We start from the raw sequence: 24,701 nt of genomic DNA, 5'->3' as shown, positions 1-24,701 counted from the left end.
CCATGGCGATCTCTCCGGCCACCCCCACAGGCCCGTCAACTGGGCCGACGCCCGCAGGACCGGCAGCAGGACCGGCCGCGCCCGCCGGGCCGGACCAGGCGCGCCGGGGGGATCGCCACGCCCTCCCGAGGTTGTCGCCACGCGCCTCGTTCGTGCTGCGCCGCCTCGGCCGGGCGCTGGTCTCGCTCGCCGTCGTCGTGGTCGCCACGTTCCTCGTCGTGCACTTCGTGCCCGGCGACCCCGTTCGCGCCGCGCTCGGCCCCAGCGCCACCCCCGAGCTGGTCGAACGCACGCGGGCGGAGCTGGGCCTCGACCAGCCGGCCTGGCGGCAGTTCACCGGCTACCTGACCGGCCTGCTCCACGGCGACCTCGGCGTCTCGCTGCGCTCCCACCGCCCGGTGGCCGACACGCTCGCCGACCGTTTCCCCACCACGCTCGCCCTCTCCGTGCTCTCCTTCCTCGTGGCCGCGCTCGGCGCCGTGCCCATCGGCGTCGCCACGGCGGTCGCGGCGCGCGGCGGTCGCAGGCGCGCCGCGGGCGCCGGGGTCTCCTGGGTGCTCAGCGGCTTGATCGCCGTCCCGAACTTCCTGCTCGCCGTCGGCCTCATCGCGCTGTTCGGCGTCACATTGAACGCGCTGCCGGTGGCCGGATGGGGCGGGGCCGCCGAGGCCGTGCTGCCGGTCGCCGCCCTGGCCGTCGGGCCCCTGGCCTATCTCGCCCGCATCGTGCACGTGGAGATGCTGGCCGTGCTGGAGACCCCGTACATGACGACCGCGCGCGGCAAACGGCTGCCCGCGCGCCTGCTCTACCTGCGGCACGCGCTGCCCAACATGATCACCGCCGCGCTCACGACCGGAGGCCTCATCCTCACCGGACTCGTGGCCGGCACGGTGCTCATCGAGGCCGTGTTCGTCATCCCCGGGCTCGGGTCGACGATCGTCTCGTCGATCACGGCGAAGGACTACCCGATGATCCAGGGGGTCGTCCTCGTCTACGCCGCCCTCGTCCTCGGCCTCAATCTCCTCATCGACCTGGTTCTCGCCACCCTCGACCCCCGTTCGTCGATCATGGAGGGCTGACATCGTGCGCTCCGGCCTCCCGCGCGGGCTGCGCGGCCCGCAAGGCGTCGTGACCGTTCTCGGCGTGCTCGCGCTGCTGCTCGTCATCGTGCTGGCGCCGTACGTGTGGGGCGACGCCGCCTCCGCGACCTCCGTGGCCGAGCGGGTCCAGGGGCCGAGCGCCGCGCATCCGTTCGGCACCGACGACCTCGGCCGCGACGTGCTGGCCCGGGTGCTCATCGCGGCCCGGCTGTCGGTGCTGCTCGCGCTCGGGGCCACGGCCGTCGCCGTGGCCGGCGGGATCGTGCTCGGCGTGGTCGCGACCGTGCTGCCCCGGCCGCTGCGGCGGCTGGTCAGCGCGTTCATCGACATCCTGCTGTCGTTCCCGTGGCTGCTGCTCGCGCTGTTCTTCTCGGTGATCTGGGGCGCGACCGCGAGCGGCGCCATGCTGGCGGTGGGGTTCGCGGGGGTGCCGTCGATCGCGCGGCTGACGTACACGCTGGCCTCCTCCGTGACCGGGCGCGACTTCGTCCGGGCCGCCAGGATCGTCGGCGTCGGGCCGATCGGTGTGATCGTCCGCCACGTGATCCCCAACATCGCGCCGCCGATGCTGGTCAACACCGCCGCGTACGCCTCCACCGCGCTGCTGTCCTTCGCCGGGCTGTCGTTCCTCGGCCTCGGCGTGCAGGCCCCTGACTTCGACTGGGGCCGGCTGCTGCGCGAGGGCATCGCGCGCATCTACGTCAACCCGATGGCGGCGCTCGGCCCCGGCATCGCGATCATTCTCACCGGTCTGATCCTCAACGCGATCGGCTCGCTGACCGGCGAGTCCGCTTCAAGGACGCCCTCGAAGCCGTACAAGGCGGGCAAAGCGCGCGCACGCGCTGCGGGCGACCCGGACGCGCTGGTGGAGGTCGAGGACCTGCGGGTGAGCTTCCCCGACCGGCGGGGCGACCTCGTCGAGCGGGTACGCGGCGTGAGCCTGACCATCAGGCCCGGCGAGACCGTCGGCATCGTCGGAGCCTCGGGATCCGGCAAGTCGGTCACCGCCATGGCCATCGCCGGCCTGCTCGGCCCCGAGGCCACGATCGACGCCACCAGGCTGAGCTTCCAGGGCATCGACATGACCGCCGCGCCGCGCACCGCCGACCGCCGCAAACTGGGCCTGGAGCTGGCCGTGGTCTTCCAGGACCCGCTCACCTCGCTCAACCCCTCGCTCACCGTCGGGCGGCAGCTCACCGAGGTCAGCAGGACCCACGACGGCGTCCCCAGGGCGGCGGCCCGCCGCCGGGCCAGGGACGTGCTCGCCTCGGTTGGGATCGCGCGCCCCGAGCGCCGCGCCCGCCAGTACCCGCACGAGCTGTCCGGCGGCATGCGCCAGCGGGCCATGATCGGGATGGGGCTCATGGGCCGGCCGCGGCTGGTGATCGCGGACGAGCCGACGACCGCGCTCGACGTGACCGTGCAGCGCCAGGTGCTGCGCGTGCTGCGCGACGCGCGGCGGCGGACCGGCAGCGCCATCCTGTTCATCTCCCACGACATCGCCCTGGTCAGCGGGTTCTGTGACCGGGTGCTGGTGATGAAGGACGGGCAGATCGTCGAGGAGGTGGCCGCGGCGCGGCTGGACGAGGCGCGGCACCCGTATACGCGGGCTCTGGTGGCGTGCGTGCCGCACATGGGCACCGACCGATCCCGCCCGCTGCCCGTCATCGACGAGAGCGGCGGCGTCGCCGAGGAGGCACGAGCGTGAGCACTCTCGAATTCGCCGGCATCAGCGTGCGGTACGGGCACGGCGCCGGCGCGCACGTCGCCGTGGACGGCGTGGACCTCACCGTCGCCTCCGGCGGCATCCACGGGCTCGTCGGCGAGTCGGGCTCGGGCAAGTCCACCCTGGCCGCCGCCGCGGTGGGGCTCGTCAGACCCTCTTCCGGCACGATCCGGCTGGACGGCGCCGACATCGCCGGCAGCTCCGCCGTCGCGCGCGCCGCCCGCAGGCGCGTTCAGCTCGTCTTCCAGGACCCGTACGCGGCGCTCGACCCCAGGATGCCCGTCGGAGCCTCGATCGCGGAGGCCATGCGCGCCACCGGCCGCCGCCCGTCCAAGGCGGACAGGCAACGCCGGGTCGAGGAGCTGCTGTCGCTGGTCCACCTCGACCCGAAGCGGGCCGGCGACCTCCCCTCGGCCTTCTCCGGCGGCCAGTGCCAGCGCGTCACCATCGCCAGGGCGCTGGCCGCCGAGCCGGACGTCGTCATCGCCGACGAGATCACCTCCGCGCTCGACGTCTCCGTGCAGGGGATCGTGCTCAACCTGCTCCGCGAGCTGCGCGCCGAGCTGGACCTGACCATCCTGTTCATCTCGCACAACCTCGCCGTCGTCCGGTACGTGTGCGACACCGTCAGCGTCATGCGGCACGGCCGGATCGTGGAGTCGGGGGAGACCGAGAGCGTGCTGTCCGCGCCCGGGCATCCGTACACGCGCGAGCTGCTGGCCGCCGTGCCGGTCATGGGGGAGCCGTTCGACCGGGAGGAGGCGGTCTGACCGCCGCGTGAGGAGGCAGGAAACGTGCGCGACGACATCTCGGCGCCGGCCACCGTAGACGGCGTCTCCGCGCGGTCGGAGGCGCTCGCCACCGTGCTCGGCGCCGTCACCGGCGACGGCGCCGTCAGCCCCCGCGACCTCGGCGCCGCCTTGGAGACGCTGGGCGTACCCGCCCCACGCCAGGAGCAGGCGCGCGAGCACGTCCACCGGGCCCACAGCGAGCACGTACGGCTGCGCCGCCGCGAGCACGAGCTGGCCGCCCTGTTCGCCAGCGCCCGCGAGCTGGCCGCGGCACGCGACGGCAAGGCGCTGCTCGAACGGCTGGTCCAGCGGGCGCACGAGATCCTCGGCTGCGACGTGACGTACCTGTCGGAGTACGACGCGCGCACCAGGGAGCTCAACGTGCGCACGACCGCCGGCGCCTACAGCGGCGAGTTCCGCCACCTGAACGTGCCCGCCGGCTACGGCCTGGCCGGCGAGGTCATCGAGCTGCGGATGCCCCGCTGGGTGCCGCGCTACAGCGAATACCTGGCGGACCGGCGCGTTCCGGACATCGACCGGGCCGTCGAGCTGGAGGGCGTCGTCTCCATCCTGGGCGTGCCGATGGTGTCCGGCGACGACGTGCTCGGCGTGCTGTTCGTGGCGACACGCGAGGAACGCTCGTTCACCCCCGACCAGATCGCGCTGCTGTCGGCGCTGGCCGACCACGCCTCCGTCGTCCTGCGGACCGCGCACACGCTGCGCGACCTGTGGCGTTCCGAGGAGGAGGCGCGCGCGGCGCTGGAGCGGCTCACCGAGCACCTGGCCGAACGGGACCGCGCCGGCGCGGTGCACCGGGAGCTCATCCAGGTCGTGCTGGACGGCGGCGGCTTCGGCCAGCTCGTACGGGCGCTCTCCTCGGCCCTGGGGCGCGGCGTCACCGTGATCGACGCGGAGGACCGCGTCATCGCCGCGTCGGGGCCCGCCGCGCCGTTCATGAGCGCGCGGGCGGGCGGCCCGGTGGAGCTTCCCCCGCGGGTACGGGCCGCCGTCGCGGCCGGCGCGCGGACCGGGCACTGCCAGGTGCTCGCCGGCGCGGACCGCGAGATGCTCGCTGGAGCGGAGCACGAGGTGGCCGCCGTCGGCGCGATGCGGGCGGGGGCGCAGGACTTCGGGGCGCTGCTGTTCGGGCCTGGTGACTTCGAGCTGGGCCCGGTCGACCGCCGCACGATCGAGCGCGCCGCCCAGGTGTGCTCCCTGCTGGAGCTGCAGCATCAGGCCGTGGCGCGGGCCGAGGGCCGGCTGCTCACCGACCTCGTCGCGGACATCCTGGACGGCCAGCCGGGCCGCCGCGACGACCTGGAGCGCCGCGCCCGCGCGTTCGGCGTCGAGCTGTCCCGGCTCGACACCGTGCAGCTCTACGTCGTCCCCGGCGAGCGGCGGGCCCGCGCCCTGGCGGCGGCGCGGCGGCACGTCGGCGCGGCCGGGCTGGCGGGGCTGAGCCACGACGCCGTGGTGGTGCTGCTGGACTCGCGCCGGCCCGGCGCCGCCCCGCACGCCCTCAGGGAGCACATCGCCCGCCACGCCGGCGGCCCGGTCCTCGCGGTGGTGCTGCCGCCCACTGAGCCGGCCGGGGCCGGTGATCCGGTCGAGGAGGCGGTGGCAGGGCTTGTCGAGTGCTTCACGCTCGCCCTGCGTACCAGCCGGCTGCTCGCCGTGATCGGGGTGGACGACGAGGTGGCGGGCACGGACGACTACCTCCCGTACGTGAGCGTGTTCGACGCCGACGCGCGCTCGCTGACCTCGTACGTGACCCGGCTGATCGGCCCCGTGCTCGACTACGACGCAGAACGCGGCACCGAGCTGGAGGCCACTTTGCGGGCCTTCGCCCGCTGCAACGCCAGCCCCACCAGGGCCGCCAGGACGCTGGGTTTCCACCCCAACACGATCCTGCAGCGCCTCGAACGCCTCGACGCCCTGCTCGGCCCCGGCTGGCGCGAGGACGATCGCTTCTTCCGCATCTCCCTGGCCGTCCGCCTGCGGGAGCTGATGAGCGCGGCCCACAGGTCATCGGCACACGAAGAGCCCGGAGGGCTGGGGTGAACACCCATGGCCCGGCCGGGCGGGCCCGGCCTACGTTGACGGGACCAGCGGCGTCGCGCGGTGATCGGTCCCGCGGCGCGTCCACCGGACGACGAGGAGCACACGTGGCGGTCAACAGCCGGATCTCCGGGATCAAGGACAGGAGCGTGGCCGAGCGGCGCGCCCTGGTGGCGGACGGCGCGGGCGTGCCGGCCGCGGCGCTGAGCGCGCTCGACACCGGCGGCCTCGCCCTGGAGCAGGCCGACCACATGATCGAGAACGTCATCGGCACGATCGGACTGCCGCTCGGCGTGGCCACCAACGTGACCGTGAACGGGCGCGACCGCCTCGTGCCGATGGTCACCGAGGAGCCGTCCGTGGTGGCCGCCGCGAGCAACGCCGCGCGCATCGCCCGCGTGCACGGCGGCTTCCACGCCTCGGGGACCGGTCCTGTGATGATCGCGCAGATCCAGGTCGTGGACGTGACCGACCCGCACGGGGCGCGCAACCGCGTCCTGGAGGCCAGGGAGGAGATCCTGGCGCTGGCCGACGCCCAGGACCCCGTGCTCGTCCGGCTGGGCGGCGGCGCGCGCGACCTGACCGCCCGAGTGCTGGAGACCCGCGCGGGCGCGCAGGTGATCGCGCACCTGCTGGTGGACGTGCGCGACGCCATGGGCGCCAACGCCGTCAACACGATGGCCGAGGCGGCCGCACCGGTGCTCGCCGAGCGCGCGGGCGGCCGCCCGCTGCTGCGCATCCTGAGCAACAAGGCCGACACCCGGCTCGTACGGGCGCGGGCGGTCTTCGACGCGGAGCTGCTCGGCGGCCCCCAGGTCGTGGACGACATCGTGGCGGCCGCGGCGTTCGCGGAGGCGGACCCGTACCGCGCCGCCACCCACAACAAGGGCATCATGAACGGCATCAGCGCCGTCGTCCTCGCCACCGGCAACGACACCCGCGCCGTCGAGGCGGGCTGCCACGCGCACGCCGCCCGCGACGGCGCCTACACCGCCCTGTCGCGCTTCGAGAAGGACCGCGACGGCAACCTCACCGGCACGCTGGAGGTGCCGATGCCGGTCGGCCTCGTCGGCGGGGCCACCCGCGCGCACCCGGTGGCGCAGGCGGCGCTCAAGATCCTGGGCGTCACCTCGGCGGCGGAGCTGGCCGAGATCATCGTCTCCGTCGGCCTGGCGCAGAACCTGGCCGCCTGCCGCGCCCTGGCCGCCGAAGGCATCCAGCACGGGCACATGCGGCTGCACGCCAGGACGATCGCGGCCACCGCCGGCGCCACGCCCGACGAGGTGCCGCGGGTCGCGGAGCGGCTGGTGCGGGACGGGAAGATCCAGGAGGAGTACGCCCGCGAGGTGCTGGCGTCGCTGCGGGGTGAACGCGCGTGAGCACGCCGCCAGGCGAGCGCTGGCGGCCCCGGCCGATCGTCGAGCGCATGGAGCGGGCCCCCGAGCGGGTGCGCGTCCACGAGGTCGGGCCGCGCGACGGGCTCCAGGCCGAGCCGGCCGTCGTCCCGGCCAGGACGAAGATCGAGCTGTGCCGCCGGCTCGCCGCGGCCGGGCTGCGCGACATCGAGGCGACGAGCTTCGTCCCACCGGCGTGGATCCCGCAGCTGACCGACGCCGCCGAGGTGCTGCCCGCCCTCGCCGACCTGGACGGCGTGCGCACCGTCGCGCTCGTGCCCAACCGGCGCGGCCTGGAACGGGCCGTCGAGGCGGGCGCCCGCCACGTCGCCGTGGTCGTGAGCGCGACGGAGAGCTTCGCCCGCGCCAACCTCAACGCCGCCAGGCAGGCGGCACTCGACACCGCCACGGAGGTGACCCGGGAGGCGCGCGGGCACGGGCTCGGCGTGCGCGGCTACGTCTCGATGGCCTTCGGGGACCCCTGGGAGGGGCCCGTGGACCGGGGCGTGGTGGCCGCCACCGCCGCCGCGCTCTTCGAGGCCGGCTGCGCGACCGTCGCGCTCGGCGACACCATCGGCGTCGCCACGCCGGGCCACGTGCACGCGATCGTGCGCGACCTGGCCGCGCTCGGCGTCCCCGCCGGCGACCTCGCGCTGCACCTGCACGACACGTACGGGCAGGCGCTGGCCAACGTGGTCGCCGGGCTCGACGCGGGCGTGCGCGAGTTCGACTCCTCGATCGGCGGGCTCGGGCGCTGCCCGTACGCGCGCGGCGCGACCGGGAACCTGGCCACCGAGGACCTGGTCTGGCTGCTGCACGGCATGGGGATCGCGACCGGGGCCGACCTGGACGCGCTCGCCGCCGTGGCGCGCTGGATCGGCGCCCGGCTGGGCCGTACCGGGCTGCCGTCACGGGTCACCACCGCACTCGCCGCCGCCGGGCGATGACGACACGACATCAGGGAGAGACAGTGACCGCTGAGATGTTTCCAGGGCTTCCGGAGCAGCCGGGCGCGCTGTCCGGGGTCGTGGTGCTCGACCTGTCCCGCGTGCTCGCCGGGCCGTACTGCGGGCAGATCCTGGCCGACTTCGGCGCGACCGTGATCAAGGTGGAGAACCCGAGGGACCCCGACGTCACGCGCGGCTTCCCGCCGTACGTGCGGGCGGGGGAGAAGGAGCTGAGCGGCTACTACGCCCAGTACAACCGCGGCAAACTGACCATCACGCTCGATCTGTCCACCGAGGCGGGCCGTACGGCGCTCAAAGACCTCGCCGCCAAGGCCGACATCCTCGTCGAGAACTTCCGCCCCGGCACCATGGCCAAGCTCGGCGTCGGCTACGACACCCTCGCCGAGGTCAACCCGCGCCTGGTCTACACGGCCATCTCCGGGTACGGGCAGACCGGCTCGCGCAGCCGGCGGCCCGCGTTCGACAGCACCGCGCAGGCGGCCGGCGGCCTGTGGTCGATGAACGGCGACCCCGGCGGCCCGCCCGTACGGGTCGGCACCGTGCTCGGCGACCTCGCCGCGACCCTGTTCGCCGTCACCGGGACGCTGCTGGCGCTGCGCCACGCGGAGGCCACGGGGCAGGGCCAGCTCGTGGACGTCGCCCAGGTGGACAGCGTCATCGCGCTCACCGAGAACGCGGTCGTCAACTACACGGTGGACGGCGACGTCGCCCGGCACACCGGCAACCGGCATCCGTGGGTGCGGCCGTACGAGCTGTTCCCGTGCCGGGACGGGCACGTGTTCTTCGGCGCCTACACCGACAAGTTCTGGCGCCTGGCGTGCGAGCTGTTCGGCGAACCCGGCCTGGCCGCCGACCCCGAGATCGACACCATGCGCAAGCGCTTCGACGAGGGCGTCTACGAGCGCAGGGTGCGGCCCGTCATCGCGCGGTGGCTGGCCGGGCGCACGGGTGAGGAGCTGGAGCGGATGGCCGGGGAGGTGCTGCCGCTCACGGTGGTCAAGTCCATCAAGGACGTGGTCGAGGACCCGGGGACCGCCGAACGCGACATGGTGGTGAGCGTCGATCATCCCGGTTTCGGGCCCGTACGGATGTTCGGCCAGCCGATCAAGCTGAGCGTCACGCCGGCGGACGTACGGCGGCCTGCGGCCGAGCTCGGCCGGGACACCGAGGTGGTCCTCGGCGCACTGGCCGGCTACGGCCCCGACGAGATCGCCGCGCTACGCGCCGCCGGCGCGATCTGAGAGCCGGGGATGACGGACGCGAGGGCAGGCATGGTGATGGCGCGGTGACGGGCGTGACGATGGACACGACGATGGACACGACGATGGACACGACGACTGGCGCGGCGACGGACACGAACGGGCTGCTCCTGCGCGACGCCCGCCGCTACGGTGACGACACCCTCACCGACGTGCACGTACGCGGCGGGCGGATCGTCGCGGCCGGTCCGGCAGGCACGGTGCCCGCCCCCGGCGCCGAGCCGGTGGACCTCGGCGGGCGCCACCTCGGGCCCGGCCTGTGGGACGAACATGTGCACTTCACCCAGTGGGTGGTCCAGAGCCGCCGCGTGGACCTGTCCGGCGCGACCAGCGCCGCCGAGACCGCCGCCCTCGTCCGCGCGGCGCTCGCCCGCACGCCCGTGCCCGCAGGGGGAGTCCTGTCCGGGTACGGCTTCCGCGACGCGCTCTGGCCCGACCGGCCCACCTTGCGCGCCCTCGACGAGGCCGCCCCCGGCACCCCGGTCGTCCTCGTCAGCGGCGACCTGCACTGCGGCTGGATCAACTCGGCCGCCGCCGCCCGGATGGGCGTGAGCGTGGACGAGTCGGGGGTGCTGCGCGAGGGCGACTGGATCGACTCGCCCGGCCTGGACGCGGAGGGCTCGCTGACGGTGGCCGACTACCGCGACGCGGCGCGGGCGGCGGCCCGGCGCGGGGTCGTCGGCATCGTCGACTTCGAGCACGCCGACAACGTCCGGCTGTGGCCCGAGCGGGTCGCGGGCGGGGTGACGAGCCTGCGGGTGGAGGCGTCCATCTGGCCCGACCGGCTGGACGACGCCCTCGCGCGGGGCCTGCGCACCGGCGCGCCGCTGGACCCCGGTGGGCTGGTGACCGTCGGGCGGCTGAAGGTCGTCGTGGACGGCTCGCTCAACACCAGGACCGCGCTGTGCTGGGACCCGTACCCCGGGCTCGACCCCGGCGACCCGCACGCGTGCGGCATCGAGAGCTACACCGCCGCGGAGCTGCGCGACCTGCTCGTCCTGGCCTGGCCCGGCGGGATCGAGGCCGCCGTGCACGCCATTGGAGACCGGGCGAACACGCAGGTCATCGACGTGTTCGAGGAGCTGGGGCGGCCGGGGGTGATCGAGCACGCGCAGCTCGTCCGGGCCGAGGACTTCGCCCGCTTCGCCCGGCTCGGGCTCGTAGCGAGCGTCCAGCCGGAGCACGCCATGGACGACCGCGACGTCGCCGACCGGCTGTGGGAGGGGCGGACGGGCCGCGCTTTCGCCTTCGCCTCGCTGCACGAGGCCGGGGTCGCCCTGCGGCTCGGCTCCGACGCCCCCGTCGCGCCGCTGGACCCGTGGCAGGCCGTCGCCTCCGCGATCAGCCGCAGCCGCGGCGAGCGCGAGCCGTGGCATCCCGAGCAGCGCCTGCCACACGGCGCGGCCCTGGCCGCCGCCTCCCGCGGACGCACCGGCTTCGCCGTCGGCGACCCCGCCGACCTGGTCGTCCTCGACCGCGACCCGACCACCGCCGACCGCGACGACCTCCGCACGATGCCCGTCGCGGGCACCTTGCTCGCCGGCCGCTGGACCTGGAGAAACCTGTGACCGGGCGTCCGACACAGGGGGCCCTGCGACCGGTATCCGGCACGGGGGTCCTGCGACTGGGCGTGTCGCACGCGAGGGCCTTGTGACCACCATCCGGACCGACGTCCCGCACGGGAGAGCTCTGTGACCACGATCACCCGGACCGACACCATCCGCCTGTGGCCCGCGCGGGCCTATCGGGACACGTTCGCGCGCGAGGACCCCGAGCCGGTCGAGGGCGGGGTGCTGCCGCCGGGCCGGCACGGGCTCTACTTCCTGCCCGACCTCGCGCTCGACGCGCTGCGTCCCGACGGCACCCCGGCCCGCGACGGCGTCGTGCCCGACATCGACCTGCCGCGCCGGCTGTTCGCGGGGGAGGAGATGACCTTCCACCGCCCGATCCGCTACGGCGAGACGCTCGACCTGACCGCCACGCTCGACCGGATGGACGACAAGCGGGGCCGCAGCGGCAGGCTCGTGTTCGTCACCATCGAAAGGACGATCGCCGGGCCGGACGGCCCTGCCGTGACCGTGCGCCAGCACGACGTCTTCCTCGGCCCCACCGGCCCAGCCCGCCCCCAGCCGGGCCCCGAGCCGGCCGAGCTGGCCTGGGACGAGCCGCTCGACCTGGGCCCCGTGCACCTGTTCCGCTACTCCGCGCTGACCTACAACAGCCACCTCATCCACTACAACGACCCGTGGGCGCGCGAGGTGGAGCGGCAGCCGGGCCTGCTCGTCCACGGCCCGCTCACCAGCATGCTGCTGCTCGACCTCGCCCTGCGCAGAAACCCGGGCCGGACCCCGGCGACGTACTCCATGCGCGCCCTCGCCCCCGTCCATCTCGGGACCCCCGTCAGGCTGGCCGGGCGGCCCGAGCCGGACGGGGCGCGGCTGTGGGTGCTCGACGCCGAAGGCGGCGCGCTCGTGAGCGCCGAGGTGCGGTTCGCCTGAATCACCCCCGTATTCCGGCTTCCTGAACCGTGGTCTAAGGTGCGGAACATGCCCGAAACGGTGGACGAGCCAGGCGTCAGTCGCGCGGCGGTCCCGGTTCGCCCGACCTCGCCGACCCCGCCGCACTCCTGACAGCGGAGATCTTCGTGTACCTGATGCGCATCGGCCCGCCCGGCGCCGAGAAGCCCGTCGTCCGCGTGGACGACAGCCACTACGTCGACGTCTCGGACGTCACCCCCGACTTCGACGAGCGATTCTTCGCCGCGGGCGGCCCGGCGCTGCTCGCCGAGCGGGTGGCGACAGGGGAGCGGCGCGCGTTCGCCGGTGAGCGGATCGGCGCGCCGATCGCCAGGCCGCACCAGATCCTGTGCATCGGGCTCAACTACAGCGACCACGCCGCCGAGACCGGCCAGGCCGTGCCGGACGAGCCGATCCTGTTCACCAAGCCGCCCAACACGCTCATCGGCCCGTACGACGACGTCCGCATCCCGCGCGGCGCCACCAAGACCGACTGGGAGGTGGAGCTGGGCATCGTCATCGGCCGGCGTACCTCCTACCTCGATTCCGTCGAGGAGGCCCGCGCCGCCATCGCCGGCTACTGCGTGGTCAACGACGTCAGCGAGCGTGCCTTCCAGATGGAGCGCGGCGGCCAGTGGAGCAAGGGCAAGTCGGCCGAGACGTTCAACCCGGCCGGGCCGTGGCTGGTCACCCCCGACGAGATCGCCGACGTCAAGAACCTGGGCATGTGGCTGGACGTCAGCGGCACCCGCCGCCAGACCGGCAGCACCGCGACGATGATCTTCGACCCGTACTTCCTCGTCCACCACCTGAGCCAGTTCATGGTGCTGGAGCCGGGTGACCTGATCAACACCGGCACCCCGCCCGGCGTCGGCATGGGCCACAAACCGCAGCTCTGGCTCCAGCCCGGCGACGTGATGGAGCTGGGCATCGACGGCCTGGGCAGCCAGCGTCAGCGGGTCGTGGGAGCCCGCTAGGTGCGCGCCCTGGTCATCACCGGCCCCGGCGAGGCCGCGGTGCACGACGTCGAGCCGCCGGTCGCCGGGCCTGGACAGGTCGTCGTGGACGTGGAGCGGGCCGGCGTGTGCGGCACCGACGTCGAGCTGTTCAGCGGCGAGATGAGCTACCTGCGTACCGGCCGCTCCTGGTATCCGCTGCGCCCCGGCCACGAGTGGTGCGGGATCGTCACCGAGACCGGCGCGGGCGTGGCGCGCGAGTGGCTGGGCCGCCGGGTCACCGGCGACACCATGCTCGGCTGCGGGCACTGCGAACGCTGCCGGACCGGCCGCCACCACGTGTGCGCGGACCTGGCCGAGGTCGGCATCAGCCGCGGCTTCGCCGGAGCCCTCGCCGAACGGCTCGTTGTACCGGTCACGGCCCTGCGTCCGCTGCCCGCCGAGCTCGACCCCGCGCTCGGCGCGCTGGTGGAGCCCGGCGGCAACGCCCTGCGCGCCGTCGGCGCCGCCGCGCTCGGCAAAGGTCAGCGGCTGCTCATCCTCGGGACCGGCACGATCGGCCTGCTGGCGGCACTGTTCGCGCGGGCCCAGGGGATCGAGACGCACCTGATGGGCCGCGACCGGGAAGGGCTGCGCCTGGCCGCCTCGCTCGGCTTCGCCGGCGTCTGGACCAGGCCCGAGCTGCCGCCGCCGGCGTGGGACGCGGTCGTGGACGCCTCCAACGCGCCCGAGTTACCCGCGCTCGCCCTCGACCTGGTCGAGCCGGCCGGGCGCGTGGTCTACATCGGCCTGGCCGGTACGCCGAGCACCCTCGACACCCGTGACCTGCTGCTCAAGGACGTCACGGCCGTGGGTATCCTGGGCGGCTCGGCCGGACTGGCCGCGGCGGCGGCCGCCTATGCCGACGGCTCGGTGGACGCCAGGCCGCTGGTGGCCGCCACGGTCGGCCTGGCCGAGACCCCCGGGGTCCTGGCCGGCCACCGCCCGCCCGGCGCCGGCCCCGGCCCCAAGATCCACATAGACCCGCACCGCTGAGCCGGAGCTCGTCGCCGTTCGTGCCGATGAAAGAGTAGGAAACGTGATGAAAGCGCCGGATTCCGCAGTCCTGGACACGGTGGAGGCCGCCGTGCCGGGAATCGCCCGTACCCGGGCCGGCGACCGGCTCGGCATGGCTCACGACGCCTCCCACTACCTGCTCACCCCGCAGGCCGTCCTGGTACCGGAGAGCGCCGAGCAGGTCGCCGCGCTGCTGCGGACGGGCCTGCCGCTCACCTTCCGCTCCGGCGGCACCAGCCTGAGCGGGCAGGGCGTCAGCGAGCACCTGCTGGTGGACACGCGCCGGCACTTCCGCGGCATCGAGGTGCTGGACGGCGGCGAACGCGTCCGCGTCCAGCCGGGCGCGGTGCTGCGGCAGGTCAACGCCCGCCTGGCCCCCTACGGCCGCAAGCTCGGCCCCGACCCGGCCAGCGAGTCGGCGTGCACGATCGGCGGCGTGGTGGCCAACAACTCCAGCGGCATGACCTGCGGCACGCACGCCAACACGTACCGGACGCTGGAGTCGATGACGGTCGTGCTGCCCAGCGGCACCGTGATCGACACCGGCGCCCCCGACGCCGACGAGCGGCTGCGGGCGCTGGAGCCCGCGCTCGCCGACGGGCTGGCCCGGCTGCGCGACCGCGTGCGCGGCGACGCCGAGTCGGTGCGCCGTATCACCGCCCAGTTCTCGCTCAAGAACACCATGGGGTACGGCCTCAACAGCCTCCTCGACCACGACTCGCCCGCGCAGATCCTCGCCCACCTGATCATCGGCAGCGAGGGCACGCTCGGCTTCGTCGCCGAGGCGGTCTTCCGCACGGTCCCCGCGCACCGCCTGGCCGCCACCGGCCTGCTCGTCCTGCCCACCCTGCGTGAGGCGATGGCCGCGATGCCTGAACTGGTCGCCGCCGGGCCGGCCGCGGTCGAGCTGCTGGACGCCGAGTCGCTGCGGGTGGCCCAGACCGACCCCAAGGCCGACGACGTGCTGCGCTCCCTCGACGTCGCCGGGCACGCCGCGCTGCTGGTCGAGTGGCAGGAGTCCGACGCCGACCTGCTCACCGAGCGCGAGCGCGCCGCCGAGCGGGCGTTCGCCGGGCTGCGCCTGTCCGTCCCCGCCCGGCTCGGCAGGGAGGCCGGCGTCAGGGCCGCGCTGTGGCACATCCGCAAGGGTCTGTACGCGTCCGTGGCCGGCGCCCGGCCCAGCGGTACCACCGCCCTGCTGGAGGACGTGGCCGTCCCCGTACCCGTGCTCGCGGACCTGTGCGACGACCTCACCGAGCTGTTCGCCAAGCACCGCTACGAGCGCAGCGTCATCTTCGGCCACGCCAAGGACGGCAACCTGCACTTCATGCTGAACGAGCGCTTCGGCACCGAGCTGCGGCGTTACGCCGACTTCACCGAGGACATGGTCGAGGCCGTACTGGGCCGCGGCGGCACGCTCAAGGCCGAGCACGGCACCGGCCGTGTCATGGCCCCGTTCGTCCGCCGCCAGTACGGCGACGAGCTCTACGACGTCATGCGTGAGATCAAGCGCCTGTGCGACCCGGCGGGCACGCTCAACCCCGGCGTCGTGCTCACCGACCGCGACGACGCCCACCTGCGCGACCTCAAGCAGGTCGTCACGGTCGAGCCCGAGGTCGACCGCTGCGTCGAGTGCGGCTACTGCGAGCCCGTCTGCCCCAGCCGCGACCTGACCACCACCCCGCGCCAGCGCATCGTGCTGCGCCGGGAGATGGCCGCCGCCGAGGCGGCCGGCGATCACGCCCTGGTCCGCGCGCTGGAGGCGGACTACGGCTACGACGCCGTGGACACGTGCGCCGTCGACGGCATGTGCGCCACCGCCTGTCCCGTCCTGATCAACACCGGCGACCTGACCAAACGTCTACGCGCCGAACGCCACGGCCGTGCCGCGAAGCAGGGCTGGAACAGCGCCGCCAAGCACTGGGACGGCCTCACCCGCGCGATGAACCTGGCCCTGGACGCCGCCGCGGCGACCCCGCCCGCCCTCCCCGAGGCCGGCAGCCGGGCCACCCGCGCGCTGGCGGGCTCGGAGACGGTGCCGCAGTGGACCCGCGACCTGCCCAGGGGCGGCACCCGGCGCCGCCCGGTCCCCGCCGCCGATCCCGACGCCGTCTACCTGCCCTCCTGCCTGAACACGATGTTCGCCCCCGCCGGCGACGGGCCCGGCGTCATGACCGCCTTCCAGCGCCTGGCCGCCCGAGCCGGCATCACGCTGCGCGTGCCCGCCGAGATCGCCGGCCTGTGCTGCGGCACCCCCTGGTCGTCCAAGGGGTACGCCGACGGCCACGAGACGATGGCCGGACGCGTCCGCGACGCCCTCGCGCGGGCCACCAGGGACGGCAGTGTCCCGGTCGTCACCGACGCCGCCTCGTGCACCGAGGGGTACGCGCACCTCGTCCCCGATCTGAAGGTGCTCGACGCGGTCGCCTACACCGCCGAGCACCTCCTGCCCCACCTCCCGGCCGCCCGCCGGCTGCCGTCGCTGGCCCTGCACCCCACCTGCTCCTCCACCCGGCTGGGCCTGGACGCCGCCATCGCGAGCATCGCGCGAGCGGTCGCCGACGAGGTGGTGATCCCCGAGGGCTGGCAGTGCTGCGCCTTCGCCGGGGACCGCGGCCTGCTCCACCCCGAGCTCACCGCCTCCGCCACCCGCGCCGAGGCCGCCGCCGTGACGGCCGGGGACTTCGCGGCGCACGCCTCGGTGAACCGTACGTGCGAGCTCGGCATGACCCGGGCCACCGGAAAGCCGTACCAGCACCTGCTGGAACTCCTCGACCAGGCCACCGCCTGACCCCGGCCGCCGTCCTCTCAGGCGGTCACCGGATCGCCGAGCCGGATCCGGCCGGGCCCCCTGGGCACGAGGCGGATGCCGAACCACGTCTTGCCGTCCCGGAGGCGATGCCGGGCGAGCGTCCTGAGCGGCTCCTTGCCCCTGGCGCCGGTGGCCGGGTCGATGGTGGTGACCGCGCATCGGTCGCACGCCTCCGAGACGCGGAAGTCCACCTCGCCGATCCTGACCTCCTTCCAGGCGTCCTCGGCGTACGGCTCGCCGCCGTCCACGACCACGCTCGGCCGGAACCGCGCCATGTCGAGCGGCGCGTCGCCGCCGATCTGCTCGTCCAGGAGGCGGAGCGAGGCGGCGGACGTCAGCAGCAGCGGGGCGTCCCAGGCGAAACTGACCACCTCGCCGGGCAGGCCGCCGTGCGCGGGGTCGATGGCCCGGCGGCCGGGATCGTCCAGCCAGACGAGCCGGGCGGGCCGGCCGAGCAGTTCGGTGAACCAGGCGCAGGCGGCGTCATCGGCGGCGACCGCGCGATCCAGCCCGCTGAACTTCACGGGGACCGGCTCGCCCGTGGCCTGGGGGACCTCCAGATCGGGCCGTCCAGGGGCGGAGAGCAGGAGGCCGCCGCCGTCGAGGTTGCGTGCCAGGACCGAGACCATCCGGGGGTAGTCGCCCAGCCAGATGTGCGCACCCGCCTCATCGACGACCGCCCACCGGCGGTCACCGGCCAGCCCCCATGGCTCCACGGCGGCGTCCGCTACGGGCAACCCAGCCCCGGACTTAACCGGATAAATCCGGATATCGACCAGTCGCATGCCCGCATCGTAGATCGTCACCTCGACGCGGGACAGTCCGAGAAGGTGTCAGAGCCGGTTGCTGAGGGTGCTGAGCAGGTGGCCGAAGGCGCGGGTGGCCAGGCGGGGTGAGGCGGCGGCGTTCATCCGCATCACGTACTCGCTCTGCATCAACGCCCGCGGACCCGACACCGCGAGGCCGTGCGTGGCCATCGTGGAGGCGAGGGCCGCGCGCCGTTTCCGTTTCGCGGAGTAGACGCCGACCACCCGGGACGGATCGGGCACGGTGTCCAGGCAGCTCACCAGGGTCGCCACGTCCTCCAGCGCCTGGTTCGTGCCCTGTGCCATGAAGGGCGGCATCCCGTGCGCGGCGTCACCGAGCAGCACGCACCGGCCCGCGCCCCAGCGGGACGCACCTTGTGCCGGGTGTGCGGGAACAGTTCGGCGTCGCCCTGGGTGTGTACGGCACGGCACGTTGGTGGGTACAAGCCAGCGCCCGCTGAGCCTTGGCGAGTCTGCGCCGGTCGCGGCGCTCGTGACGAGGATTGACGACCTTCTCACCGGTGGACAGGGTGGCCAGCACGGTGATCCCGGCGTCGATCCCCACCATCGCCGTGACGGGCGGCAGCGGGCTGATCTTCTCCTCGATCAGCAGGGACACGAACCAACGCCCCGCAGCGTCCTTCGACCAATTCCTCCTCCGTCTGAAGGCGGGGGTCTCCTCGGAGTGTCCGATGAGCCCGCCACTGGCCCCCATGTATCCGAAGTCGTCCTGGCTAACGATCATCAGCGTCGTGGTGGGCCCGGGGCCGAGCGGCGCCGGCGTCAGCCCTGCCAGATCGCCACCCCGGGTCAGCGCCGCCTCGCCGTCACCCAGCACCCGGGTGCGCATGTGCGAGCGCTCCTCGTCGGCCCGCAGTGTTCGGACTCACCTCCTGGCGTACGCTCGGAAGCGGCATGGGCGAACGGCATCTGACGATCGGCGAGCTGGCGAGGAGCACCGGCGTCGCCACCTCTGCGCTGCGTTACTACGAGGAGCTCGGCCTGATCCCGGCCCCCACGCGAATCTCCGGGCAGCGCCGCTACCCGGAGTCGGCCACGGCACTCGTCGGCACGATCCTGCTGCTGCGCGACTGCGGGTTCACGCTGCACGAGTGCAAGGAGTTCCTCGCCACGCACACGCGCGGCGACGACTGGCGGGAGCTGATCCGGCGCAAGCTCGCCGAGCTCGACGAGCAGATCGCCAGGGCCCAGATCGCCAGGAAGGCCGTCGCCCACGCGCTCGGCTGCCCGCACGACGAACTGCCCGCCTGCCGCAACTTCACCGCCGCCCTGGAGGCCAGGCTGGCCGGGCTGCCCCTCGAAGAGGCCCACCCGCACTGACCTGGAAGAGGCGCACCCCACTGGTCAGTAGGGGTGCGCCACCCCGTCGGCGTCGTCAGTAGAGCCAGCGGTACGAGCGCACCACGTCCGCCGCGTCCCGGCCTGCGGCGCGGGCGGCGTCGGACTCGCGTACCGCGATGAAGGCGCCGACCAGCTCCTCGCCCAGCGCCGCGCGGATGCGCTCGTTGTCCCGCAGCTCGGCGAGCTGCTCCTCGACCGTGACGGGCAGCCGGCGGATGCCCTGCGCCGCACGCCGGTCCTCGCTCCAGCCGCCGGGGTCCTCCTGCACCGGATCGGGCGGCGTGAGGCCGTCCTCGACGCCGGCGACGCCCGCCGCGATCACGGCGGCCAGCGCGAGGTAGGGGTTCGCGGAGGCGTCGGACGGCTTGAGCTCGACGTTGGCGTGCCGGGCCCCGAGCAGGGGAGTGGCCGGTACGAACCGCAGCGACGCCTCCCGGTTCTCGATGCCCCAGAAGGTGTAGGCGCCACACCAGTAGCCGGGCCGCCTGCGCTGCAGCGACGACAGGCTCGGCGCGGTGACGGCCACGATCGCGGGCAGGTCGCGCAGCAGGCCGGCCAGGTAGGCGCCACCCTCGGCGGTCATGCCGCCGGGGCCGTCGCCGCCCGACAGCAGGTTGCTTCCCGCGCGGGACACCGACGTGTGCAGATGCCAGCCGTTGCCCACCTGGCCGAGCGTGACCAACGGGGCGAAGCCGGCCCGCAGGCCGTGGGCGCGGGCCGCCGCGTGCACGGTCTGCCGGGCCAGCAGTTGCCGGTCGGCCGCGGTGACCGGGTCGGCGGGGGCGATGTTGAACTCGAACTGCCCGGGGCCGTACTCGCCGTGGAACTGGCCGACGGGGACGCCGTTGCGGTCGAGGTCGCGCAGCAGTTGGTCGGCGAAGGCGTCCACGGCCAGCATCTTGGCCGGGCCGTAGGAGGGGCCGTCGTAGACGGGACGCACGTCGCCGTCGCCTTCGTCGCTCGCCCGGCTGAGGTGGAACTCCATCTCGTAGCCCGCCAGGAGGTCGAGCCCGAGCGCCGCGGCCCTGGCGACCTGCCGTTCCAGGACGCCTCGCTGGTCGTACGGCCACGCGGAGCCGTCGGCCGCCACCTGCCGCCCCGGCACCCACGCGAACCCGGGCTGCCCGGCGAGCCGGACGAGCCGGTCGGCGACGGGCATCAGCCGGATGTCGCCCGAGGGGGTGCCCAGCGGGGCGTGCTCGAAGGTGATGCCGTCGTGGGAGTCGAAGACCGCGAACAGCGGCGTGATCCCGACCCCGCGCTCGACGGCGGCGCCGTACTGGCCGGCCGGCACCGTACGGGAGCGGGGGATGCCGTTGTTGTCGGCCCACACGATCGTGACCCCGGCCACCCCGGCGGCGGCCAGGTCCTGTCGGTCCGTTTCCGTCAGTTCTGCCCCGGAACCCACCACGTCCAGCATCGGCATTCCCCCCACGATCAGCCCGCTGACCTGGTCACTTTAACGCGGGACCCCCTGCGCGCACGGCGATACACGCGAAAACGATTTGAACGAGTGAGTACTCGCTCATTACGATTCGTCCCCATGACCAGAAGGCGAAGGGTGCCGGCCATGGCGCCTGAAGACCGCAGGGCCGCGCTCATCGCCGCCACCGTCCCGCTCCTGCGCGAACACGGCACCGCCGTCACCACCCGCCAGATCGCCGAGGCCGCCGGCGTGGCCGAGGGCACGATCTTCGGCGTCTTCCCCGACAAGATCTCACTGCTGCGCGCCGCCCTGATGGCCGCGTTCGACCCGGCGCCGGCGGTGGCCGCCCTGGCCTCCGTCGGCACCACACTGGAGCTGCGCGCGCGGCTGTGCGCGGCCGTGTCGATGCTGCGTAAGGGCATGCACGCCAACGCCAAGCTGTACACCGCGCCGAAGACACTGCTGGCCGACGACCCCGAGTTCGGCGAGCGCATGCTGGAGAGCCGCCGGCAGATCATGGAAGCCATCGTGGCCCTGGTCGAGCCCGACCGCGAGCGGCTGCGCCGCTCTCCTGGCGCCACGGCACAACTGCTGCTCATGCTGGTCGCCGTCACCGTCCACCACGGCCTCGGCGGCCTCGGCGGAGACGACCTGGCCGGCATGGACGACGAGGAGATCGTCTCCGTGCTGCTCGACGGGCTGCTCGCGCGGCCCGATCTCACCCCTTTGACAGAAAGCCCCCACTGATGCTGCTCCGCCTGCTGCGGGCCCAGCTCAAGCCGTACGGGAAAGAGATCACGCTCGTCGTCCTCTTCCAGTTCGTACAGACGCTGGCCACGCTCTATCTCCCCACCCTCAACGCCGACATCATCGACGACGGCGTCGTCAAGGGCGACACCGGTTACATCATGCGCGTCGGGATGGTGATGCTGGCCGTCACGCTGGTCCAGATCGTCTGCTCGATCGTCGCCGTCTACTACGGCGCCCGCACCTCGATGGCCCTGGGCCGCGACCTGCGGGCCGCGATCTTCCACCGGGTGCAGGACTTCTCCGCCCAGGAGGTCAGCCGGTTCGGGCCGCCGTCCCTGATCACCAGGACCACCAACGACGTGCAGCAGATCCAGCTGCTCGTGCTCATGACGTTCACGATGATGGTGGCGGCGCCGATCATGTGCGTCGGCGGGATCGTGCTGGCGTTGAATCAGGACACGACGCTGTCCTCGCTGCTGCTCGTCGTGCTGCCCCTGATGATTGCCGTCGTGGGCACCATCGTGGTGCTGATGCGGCCGCTGTTCCGTACGATGCAGGAGCGCATCGACCGGATCAACCAGGTGCTGCGCGAGCAGATCACCGGCATCCGGGTGATCAGGGCCTTCGTCCGCGACCGGCACGAGCGCGAGCGCTTCGCGGTGGCCAACGAGCAGCTGACGGACGTGTCGCTGCGGGTCGGGCGGCTGATGGCGCTGATGTTCCCCACCGTCATGCTCGTGGTGAACCTCTCCAGCGTCGCCGTGGTGTGGTTCGGCGGCCATCGCATCGCCGACGGGAGCATGCAGGTCGGCGCGCTGACCGCGGTCATCTCCTACCTGATGCAGATCCTCATGTCGGTGATGATGGCCATGTTCATGTTCATGATGATCCCGCGGGCCGAGGTCTGCGCCGAGCGCATCGAGGAGGTGCTCGGCACCGAGCCGACCGTCCACCCGCCGGCCACGCCCGTCACCCCCGACCGCCAGATAGGCGAGCTGGAGCTGCGCTCGGTGGCCTTCCAATACCCGGGCGCAGAGGTCCCGGTGCTGAGCGACGTGACCTTCACGGCCCGGCCCGGCCGGACGACCGCGATCATCGGCAGTACGGGCAGCGGCAAGACGACCCTGCTCAACCTCATCCCCCGCCTGTTCGACGCGACCTCCGGCGAGGTCCTGGTCGACGGCGTCAGCGTGCGCGACCTCGACCCCGCCGCACTGGCCCGCGCGGTCGGGCTCGTCCCGCAGTCGCCCTACCTCTTCTCCGGCACCATCGCCTCCAACCTGCGCTACGGCAAGCCCGACGCGACCGACGAGGAGCTGTGGCGGGCCCTGGAGGTGGCCCAGGCCCGCGAGTTCGTCGAGGCGATGCCCGGCGGCCTGGACGAGCCCATCTCCCAGGGCGGCACGAACGTCTCCGGCGGCCAGCGCCAGCGCCTGGCCATCGCCAGGACCCTGGTGCACCGGCCCGAGATCTACCTCTTCGACGACTCCTTCTCCGCCCTCGACTACGCCACCGACGCCCGGCTGCGCGCCGCCCTGGCCGAGGAGATCACCGACGCCACCATCGTCATCGTGGCCCAGCGGGTGAACACCATCCGCGACGCCGACCGCATCCTCGTCATCGAGGAAGGCCGGATCATCGGCAGCGGCGACCACGCCGAACTCATGAGCACGTGCCCGACGTACCGGGAGATCGTGCTGTCTCAGCTCACCGAACAGGAGGCCGCGGCGTGACCACCCAGGCGCCCCCGCGCCGTCCCCAGCCAGGATTCGGCCCAGGCCGGATGCTGAGCGGGCCCGCCGAGAAGGCCCTCGACTTCGGCGGCACCCTGCGCCGCCTGGTCAGCCTGCTGCGCCCCGAGCGGGCGATGCTGGCCGTCATCCTGGCCCTCGGCACGGCCAGCGTGGCGCTGACCGTGTCCGGCCCCAAGATCCTCGGCTACGCCACCGACCTGATCTTCTCCGGCATCATCGGCGCCCAGCTGCCCGCCGGGAGCACCAAGGCGCAGGCCGTGGCCGGGCTGCGCGCCCGCGGCCAGGACACCTTCGCCGACATGGTCTCGGCGATGAGCGTCGTGCCCGGCCAGGGCATCGACTTCACCGCGCTGGCCCAGGTGCTCGGCTGGGTGCTGGCGGTCTACGTGCTGGCGGGGCTGCTCGGCATCGTGCAGTTCAGGCTCACCACGATCGTGGTCCAGCGGGCCGCGTCCCGGCTGCGCGAGCGGATCGAGGCCAAGCTGGGCCGGCTGCCGCTGAGCTACTTCGACGGCCAGCCGCGCGGCGAGATCCTCAGCCGCGCCACCAACGACACCGACAACATCGCCCAGTCGCTGCAGCAGACGATGAGCCAGCTCATCTCCTCGCTGCTGACGGTCATCGCGGTGCTGGTCGTCATGTTCTGGATCTCGCCGGTGCTCGCGCTCATCGCGCTGATCTCGGTGCCGCTGTCGGTCTACGTCACCGCCGTGATCGGCAAGCGGTCGCAGCCGCAGTTCATCAAGCAGTGGTCCTCCACCGGCAAGCTCAACGGCCACATCGAGGAGATGTACGGCGGCCACACGCTGGTCAAGGTGTTCGGCCGGCAGAAGGAGGCCGCCGACACCTTCGCCGAGCACAACCAGGACCTGTTCAACTCCAGTTTCAAGGCCCAGTTCATCTCCGGGATGATCCAGCCGGCCATGATGTTCATCGGCAACCTCAACTACGTGCTGGTCGCCGTGGTGGGCGGGCTCAAGGTGGCCTCGGGCTCCATTTCGCTGGGCGACGTGCAGGCGTTCGTCCAGTACTCGCGGCAGTTCAGCCAGCCGCTGACCCAGGTGGCCGGCATGGCGAACCTCGTGCAGTCGGGCGTCGCCTCCGCCGAGCGGGTCTTCGAGCTGCTCGAAGCCGACGAGCAGTCGGCCGAGCCGGCCGAGCCCTCCAGGCCCGCCCAGGTGCGGGGACGGGTCGCGTTCGAGAACGTGTCCTTCCGCTACGCGCCCGACCGGCCGCTGATCGACGACCTGTCGCTGACCGTCGAGCCCGGCCAGACCGTGGCCATCGTCGGCCCGACAGGCGCCGGCAAGACGACGCTGGTCAACCTCGTCATGCGCTTCTACGAGGTGACCGGCGGGCGCATCACGCTGGACGGCGTCGACATCGCCGAGATGTCCAGGGAGGAGCTGCGCGCCAACATCGGCATGGTGCTGCAGGACACCTGGCTGTTCGGCGGCACCATCGCGGAGAACATCGGCTACGGGGCCGAGGACGCCACGAAGGAGCGGATCGAGGCCGCCGCGCGGGCCGCCCACGTGGACCGCGTCGCCCACACGCTGCCCGACGGCTACGACACCGTCGTCGACGAGGAGGGCAACACGGTCAGCGCGGGCGAGAAGCAGCTGATCACGATCGCCCGCGCCTTCCTGGCCGAGCCGGCCATCCTCATCCTGGACGAGGCGACCAGCTCGGTGGACACCAGGACCGAGGTGCTCATCCAGCGGGCGATGAGCTCGCTGCGCGAGGGGCGGACCAGCTTCGTGATCGCCCATCGCCTGTCCACCATCCGCGACGCCAGCCTGATCCTGGTCATGGAGAACGGGCGGATCGTCGAGCAGGGCACGCACGAGTCGCTGCTGGCGGCGGAGGGCGCCTACGCCCGGCTGTACTCGGCCCAGTTCGCCCAGGCCGCCGTGGAGGTCGACTGACGCTTGCGCGGGCCGGCCTTGTGCGGGCCGGCCTCGTGG

19 protein-coding genes and 1 pseudogene are annotated in these 24,701 nt (G+C 73.4%); 16 read left to right on the top strand and 4 right to left on the bottom strand.

Going from position 1 to position 24,701, the window contains the following annotated elements:
- Positions 1-2 precede the first annotated feature (2 nt).
- The 12 genes from AB0C27_RS00800 to AB0C27_RS00745 all read left to right on the top strand — a co-directional run bounded on the left by AB0C27_RS00800 (position 3) and on the right by AB0C27_RS00745 (position 16,615).
- Positions 3-1,079 (top strand): ABC transporter permease, encoded by a 1,077-nt coding sequence (locus AB0C27_RS00800; protein WP_357835708.1) that lies wholly within the window; start codon positions 3-5, stop codon positions 1,077-1,079.
- A 4-nt stretch (positions 1,080-1,083) separates the two neighbouring features.
- Complete coding sequence (locus AB0C27_RS00795) at positions 1,084-2,808, top strand: dipeptide/oligopeptide/nickel ABC transporter permease/ATP-binding protein (protein WP_357835705.1); 1,725 nt, start codon at positions 1,084-1,086, stop codon at positions 2,806-2,808.
- On the top strand, positions 2,805-3,596 hold the full coding sequence (locus AB0C27_RS00790; protein WP_357835702.1) for an ABC transporter ATP-binding protein: 792 nt from the start codon (positions 2,805-2,807) through the stop codon (positions 3,594-3,596). The genes AB0C27_RS00795 and AB0C27_RS00790 overlap by 4 nt, the downstream gene beginning before the upstream one ends.
- A 24-nt stretch (positions 3,597-3,620) precedes the next feature.
- Positions 3,621-5,678, top strand: a complete 2,058-nt coding sequence (locus tag AB0C27_RS00785; RefSeq protein ID WP_357835699.1) for a GAF domain-containing protein — start codon at positions 3,621-3,623, stop codon at positions 5,676-5,678.
- 104 nt (positions 5,679-5,782) lie between these two features.
- A complete protein-coding gene (locus tag AB0C27_RS00780) occupies positions 5,783-7,054 on the top strand; it encodes a hydroxymethylglutaryl-CoA reductase, degradative (RefSeq protein ID WP_357835696.1) in 1,272 nt (423 codons plus the stop codon).
- Positions 7,051-8,016, top strand: a complete 966-nt coding sequence (locus AB0C27_RS00775; RefSeq protein ID WP_357835693.1) for a hydroxymethylglutaryl-CoA lyase — start codon at positions 7,051-7,053, stop codon at positions 8,014-8,016. Before AB0C27_RS00780 ends, AB0C27_RS00775 begins: the two co-directional genes overlap by 4 nt.
- A gap of 23 nt (positions 8,017-8,039) precedes the next feature.
- The gene (locus AB0C27_RS00770) at positions 8,040-9,278 is read left to right on the top strand and encodes a CoA transferase (protein WP_357835690.1); all 1,239 of its coding nucleotides are present in this window, start codon (positions 8,040-8,042) and stop codon (positions 9,276-9,278) included.
- 44 nt (positions 9,279-9,322) lie between these two features.
- Positions 9,323-10,864 (top strand): amidohydrolase family protein, encoded by a 1,542-nt coding sequence (locus tag AB0C27_RS00765; protein WP_357835687.1) that lies wholly within the window; start codon positions 9,323-9,325, stop codon positions 10,862-10,864.
- 123 nt (positions 10,865-10,987) lie between these two features.
- Entirely contained in the window at positions 10,988-11,794 is an 807-nt protein-coding gene (locus AB0C27_RS00760; RefSeq protein WP_357835684.1) for a MaoC family dehydratase N-terminal domain-containing protein, read from the top strand.
- Between the two features lie 146 nt (positions 11,795-11,940).
- Entirely contained in the window at positions 11,941-12,789 is an 849-nt protein-coding gene (locus AB0C27_RS00755) for a fumarylacetoacetate hydrolase family protein (protein ID WP_357835681.1), read from the top strand.
- Complete coding sequence (locus AB0C27_RS00750) at positions 12,790-13,803, top strand: alcohol dehydrogenase catalytic domain-containing protein (RefSeq protein ID WP_357835678.1); 1,014 nt, start codon at positions 12,790-12,792, stop codon at positions 13,801-13,803. It begins immediately after the preceding gene.
- Positions 13,804-13,849: 46 nt separating this feature from the next.
- On the top strand, positions 13,850-16,615 hold the full coding sequence (locus AB0C27_RS00745) for an FAD-binding and (Fe-S)-binding domain-containing protein (protein WP_357835675.1): 2,766 nt from the start codon (positions 13,850-13,852) through the stop codon (positions 16,613-16,615).
- Positions 16,616-16,632: 17 nt separating this feature from the next.
- Here the strand turns inward: AB0C27_RS00745 and AB0C27_RS00740 are convergent, their stop codons facing one another.
- The 3 genes and pseudogenes from AB0C27_RS00740 to AB0C27_RS00730 all read right to left on the bottom strand — a co-directional run.
- The gene (locus AB0C27_RS00740; RefSeq protein WP_357835673.1) at positions 16,633-17,421 is read right to left on the bottom strand and encodes an MOSC N-terminal beta barrel domain-containing protein; all 789 of its coding nucleotides are present in this window, start codon (positions 17,419-17,421) and stop codon (positions 16,633-16,635) included.
- A 48-nt stretch (positions 17,422-17,469) separates the two neighbouring features.
- Positions 17,470-17,787 (bottom strand): FAD-dependent monooxygenase, encoded by a 318-nt coding sequence (locus AB0C27_RS00735; RefSeq protein WP_357835670.1) that lies wholly within the window; start codon positions 17,785-17,787, stop codon positions 17,470-17,472.
- Positions 17,774-18,088: pseudogene (locus AB0C27_RS00730) on the bottom strand (transposase); the annotation flags it as partial. The gene AB0C27_RS00735 and the pseudogene AB0C27_RS00730, both read right to left, overlap by 14 nt.
- Before the next feature lie 269 nt (positions 18,089-18,357).
- On the opposite strand from AB0C27_RS00730, the gene AB0C27_RS00725 reads away from it, so the two are divergent.
- The gene (locus AB0C27_RS00725) at positions 18,358-18,783 is read left to right on the top strand and encodes a MerR family transcriptional regulator (RefSeq protein WP_357835668.1); all 426 of its coding nucleotides are present in this window, start codon (positions 18,358-18,360) and stop codon (positions 18,781-18,783) included.
- A 55-nt stretch (positions 18,784-18,838) separates the two neighbouring features.
- Here AB0C27_RS00725 and AB0C27_RS00720 read toward each other — a convergent pair whose 3' ends face one another.
- The gene (locus AB0C27_RS00720) at positions 18,839-20,230 is read right to left on the bottom strand and encodes a glutamine synthetase family protein (protein ID WP_357835665.1); all 1,392 of its coding nucleotides are present in this window, start codon (positions 20,228-20,230) and stop codon (positions 18,839-18,841) included.
- A gap of 144 nt (positions 20,231-20,374) precedes the next feature.
- Between AB0C27_RS00720 and AB0C27_RS00715 the strand changes: the two genes are divergently transcribed.
- Genes AB0C27_RS00715 through AB0C27_RS00705 form a run of 3 tightly spaced genes read left to right on the top strand, consistent with a single transcriptional unit; the run spans position 20,375 to position 24,662 of the window.
- Positions 20,375-20,977: a TetR/AcrR family transcriptional regulator gene (locus tag AB0C27_RS00715; protein WP_357835662.1), complete on the top strand. Its 603-nt coding sequence runs from the start codon at positions 20,375-20,377 to the stop codon at positions 20,975-20,977.
- A complete protein-coding gene (locus AB0C27_RS00710) occupies positions 20,977-22,713 on the top strand; it encodes an ABC transporter ATP-binding protein (RefSeq protein ID WP_357835659.1) in 1,737 nt (578 codons plus the stop codon). Before AB0C27_RS00715 ends, AB0C27_RS00710 begins: the two co-directional genes overlap by 1 nt.
- Positions 22,710-24,662, top strand: a complete 1,953-nt coding sequence (locus AB0C27_RS00705; RefSeq protein ID WP_357835656.1) for an ABC transporter ATP-binding protein — start codon at positions 22,710-22,712, stop codon at positions 24,660-24,662. Before AB0C27_RS00710 ends, AB0C27_RS00705 begins: the two co-directional genes overlap by 4 nt.
- Positions 24,663-24,701 lie beyond the last annotated feature (39 nt).

The sequence above is a fragment of the Nonomuraea sp. NPDC048882 genome (assembly GCF_040649755.1).
GTDB classification, from domain to species: domain Bacteria; phylum Actinomycetota; class Actinomycetes; order Streptosporangiales; family Streptosporangiaceae; genus Nonomuraea; species Nonomuraea maheshkhaliensis.
This window is presented reverse-complemented; position numbering and strand designations above follow the sequence as displayed.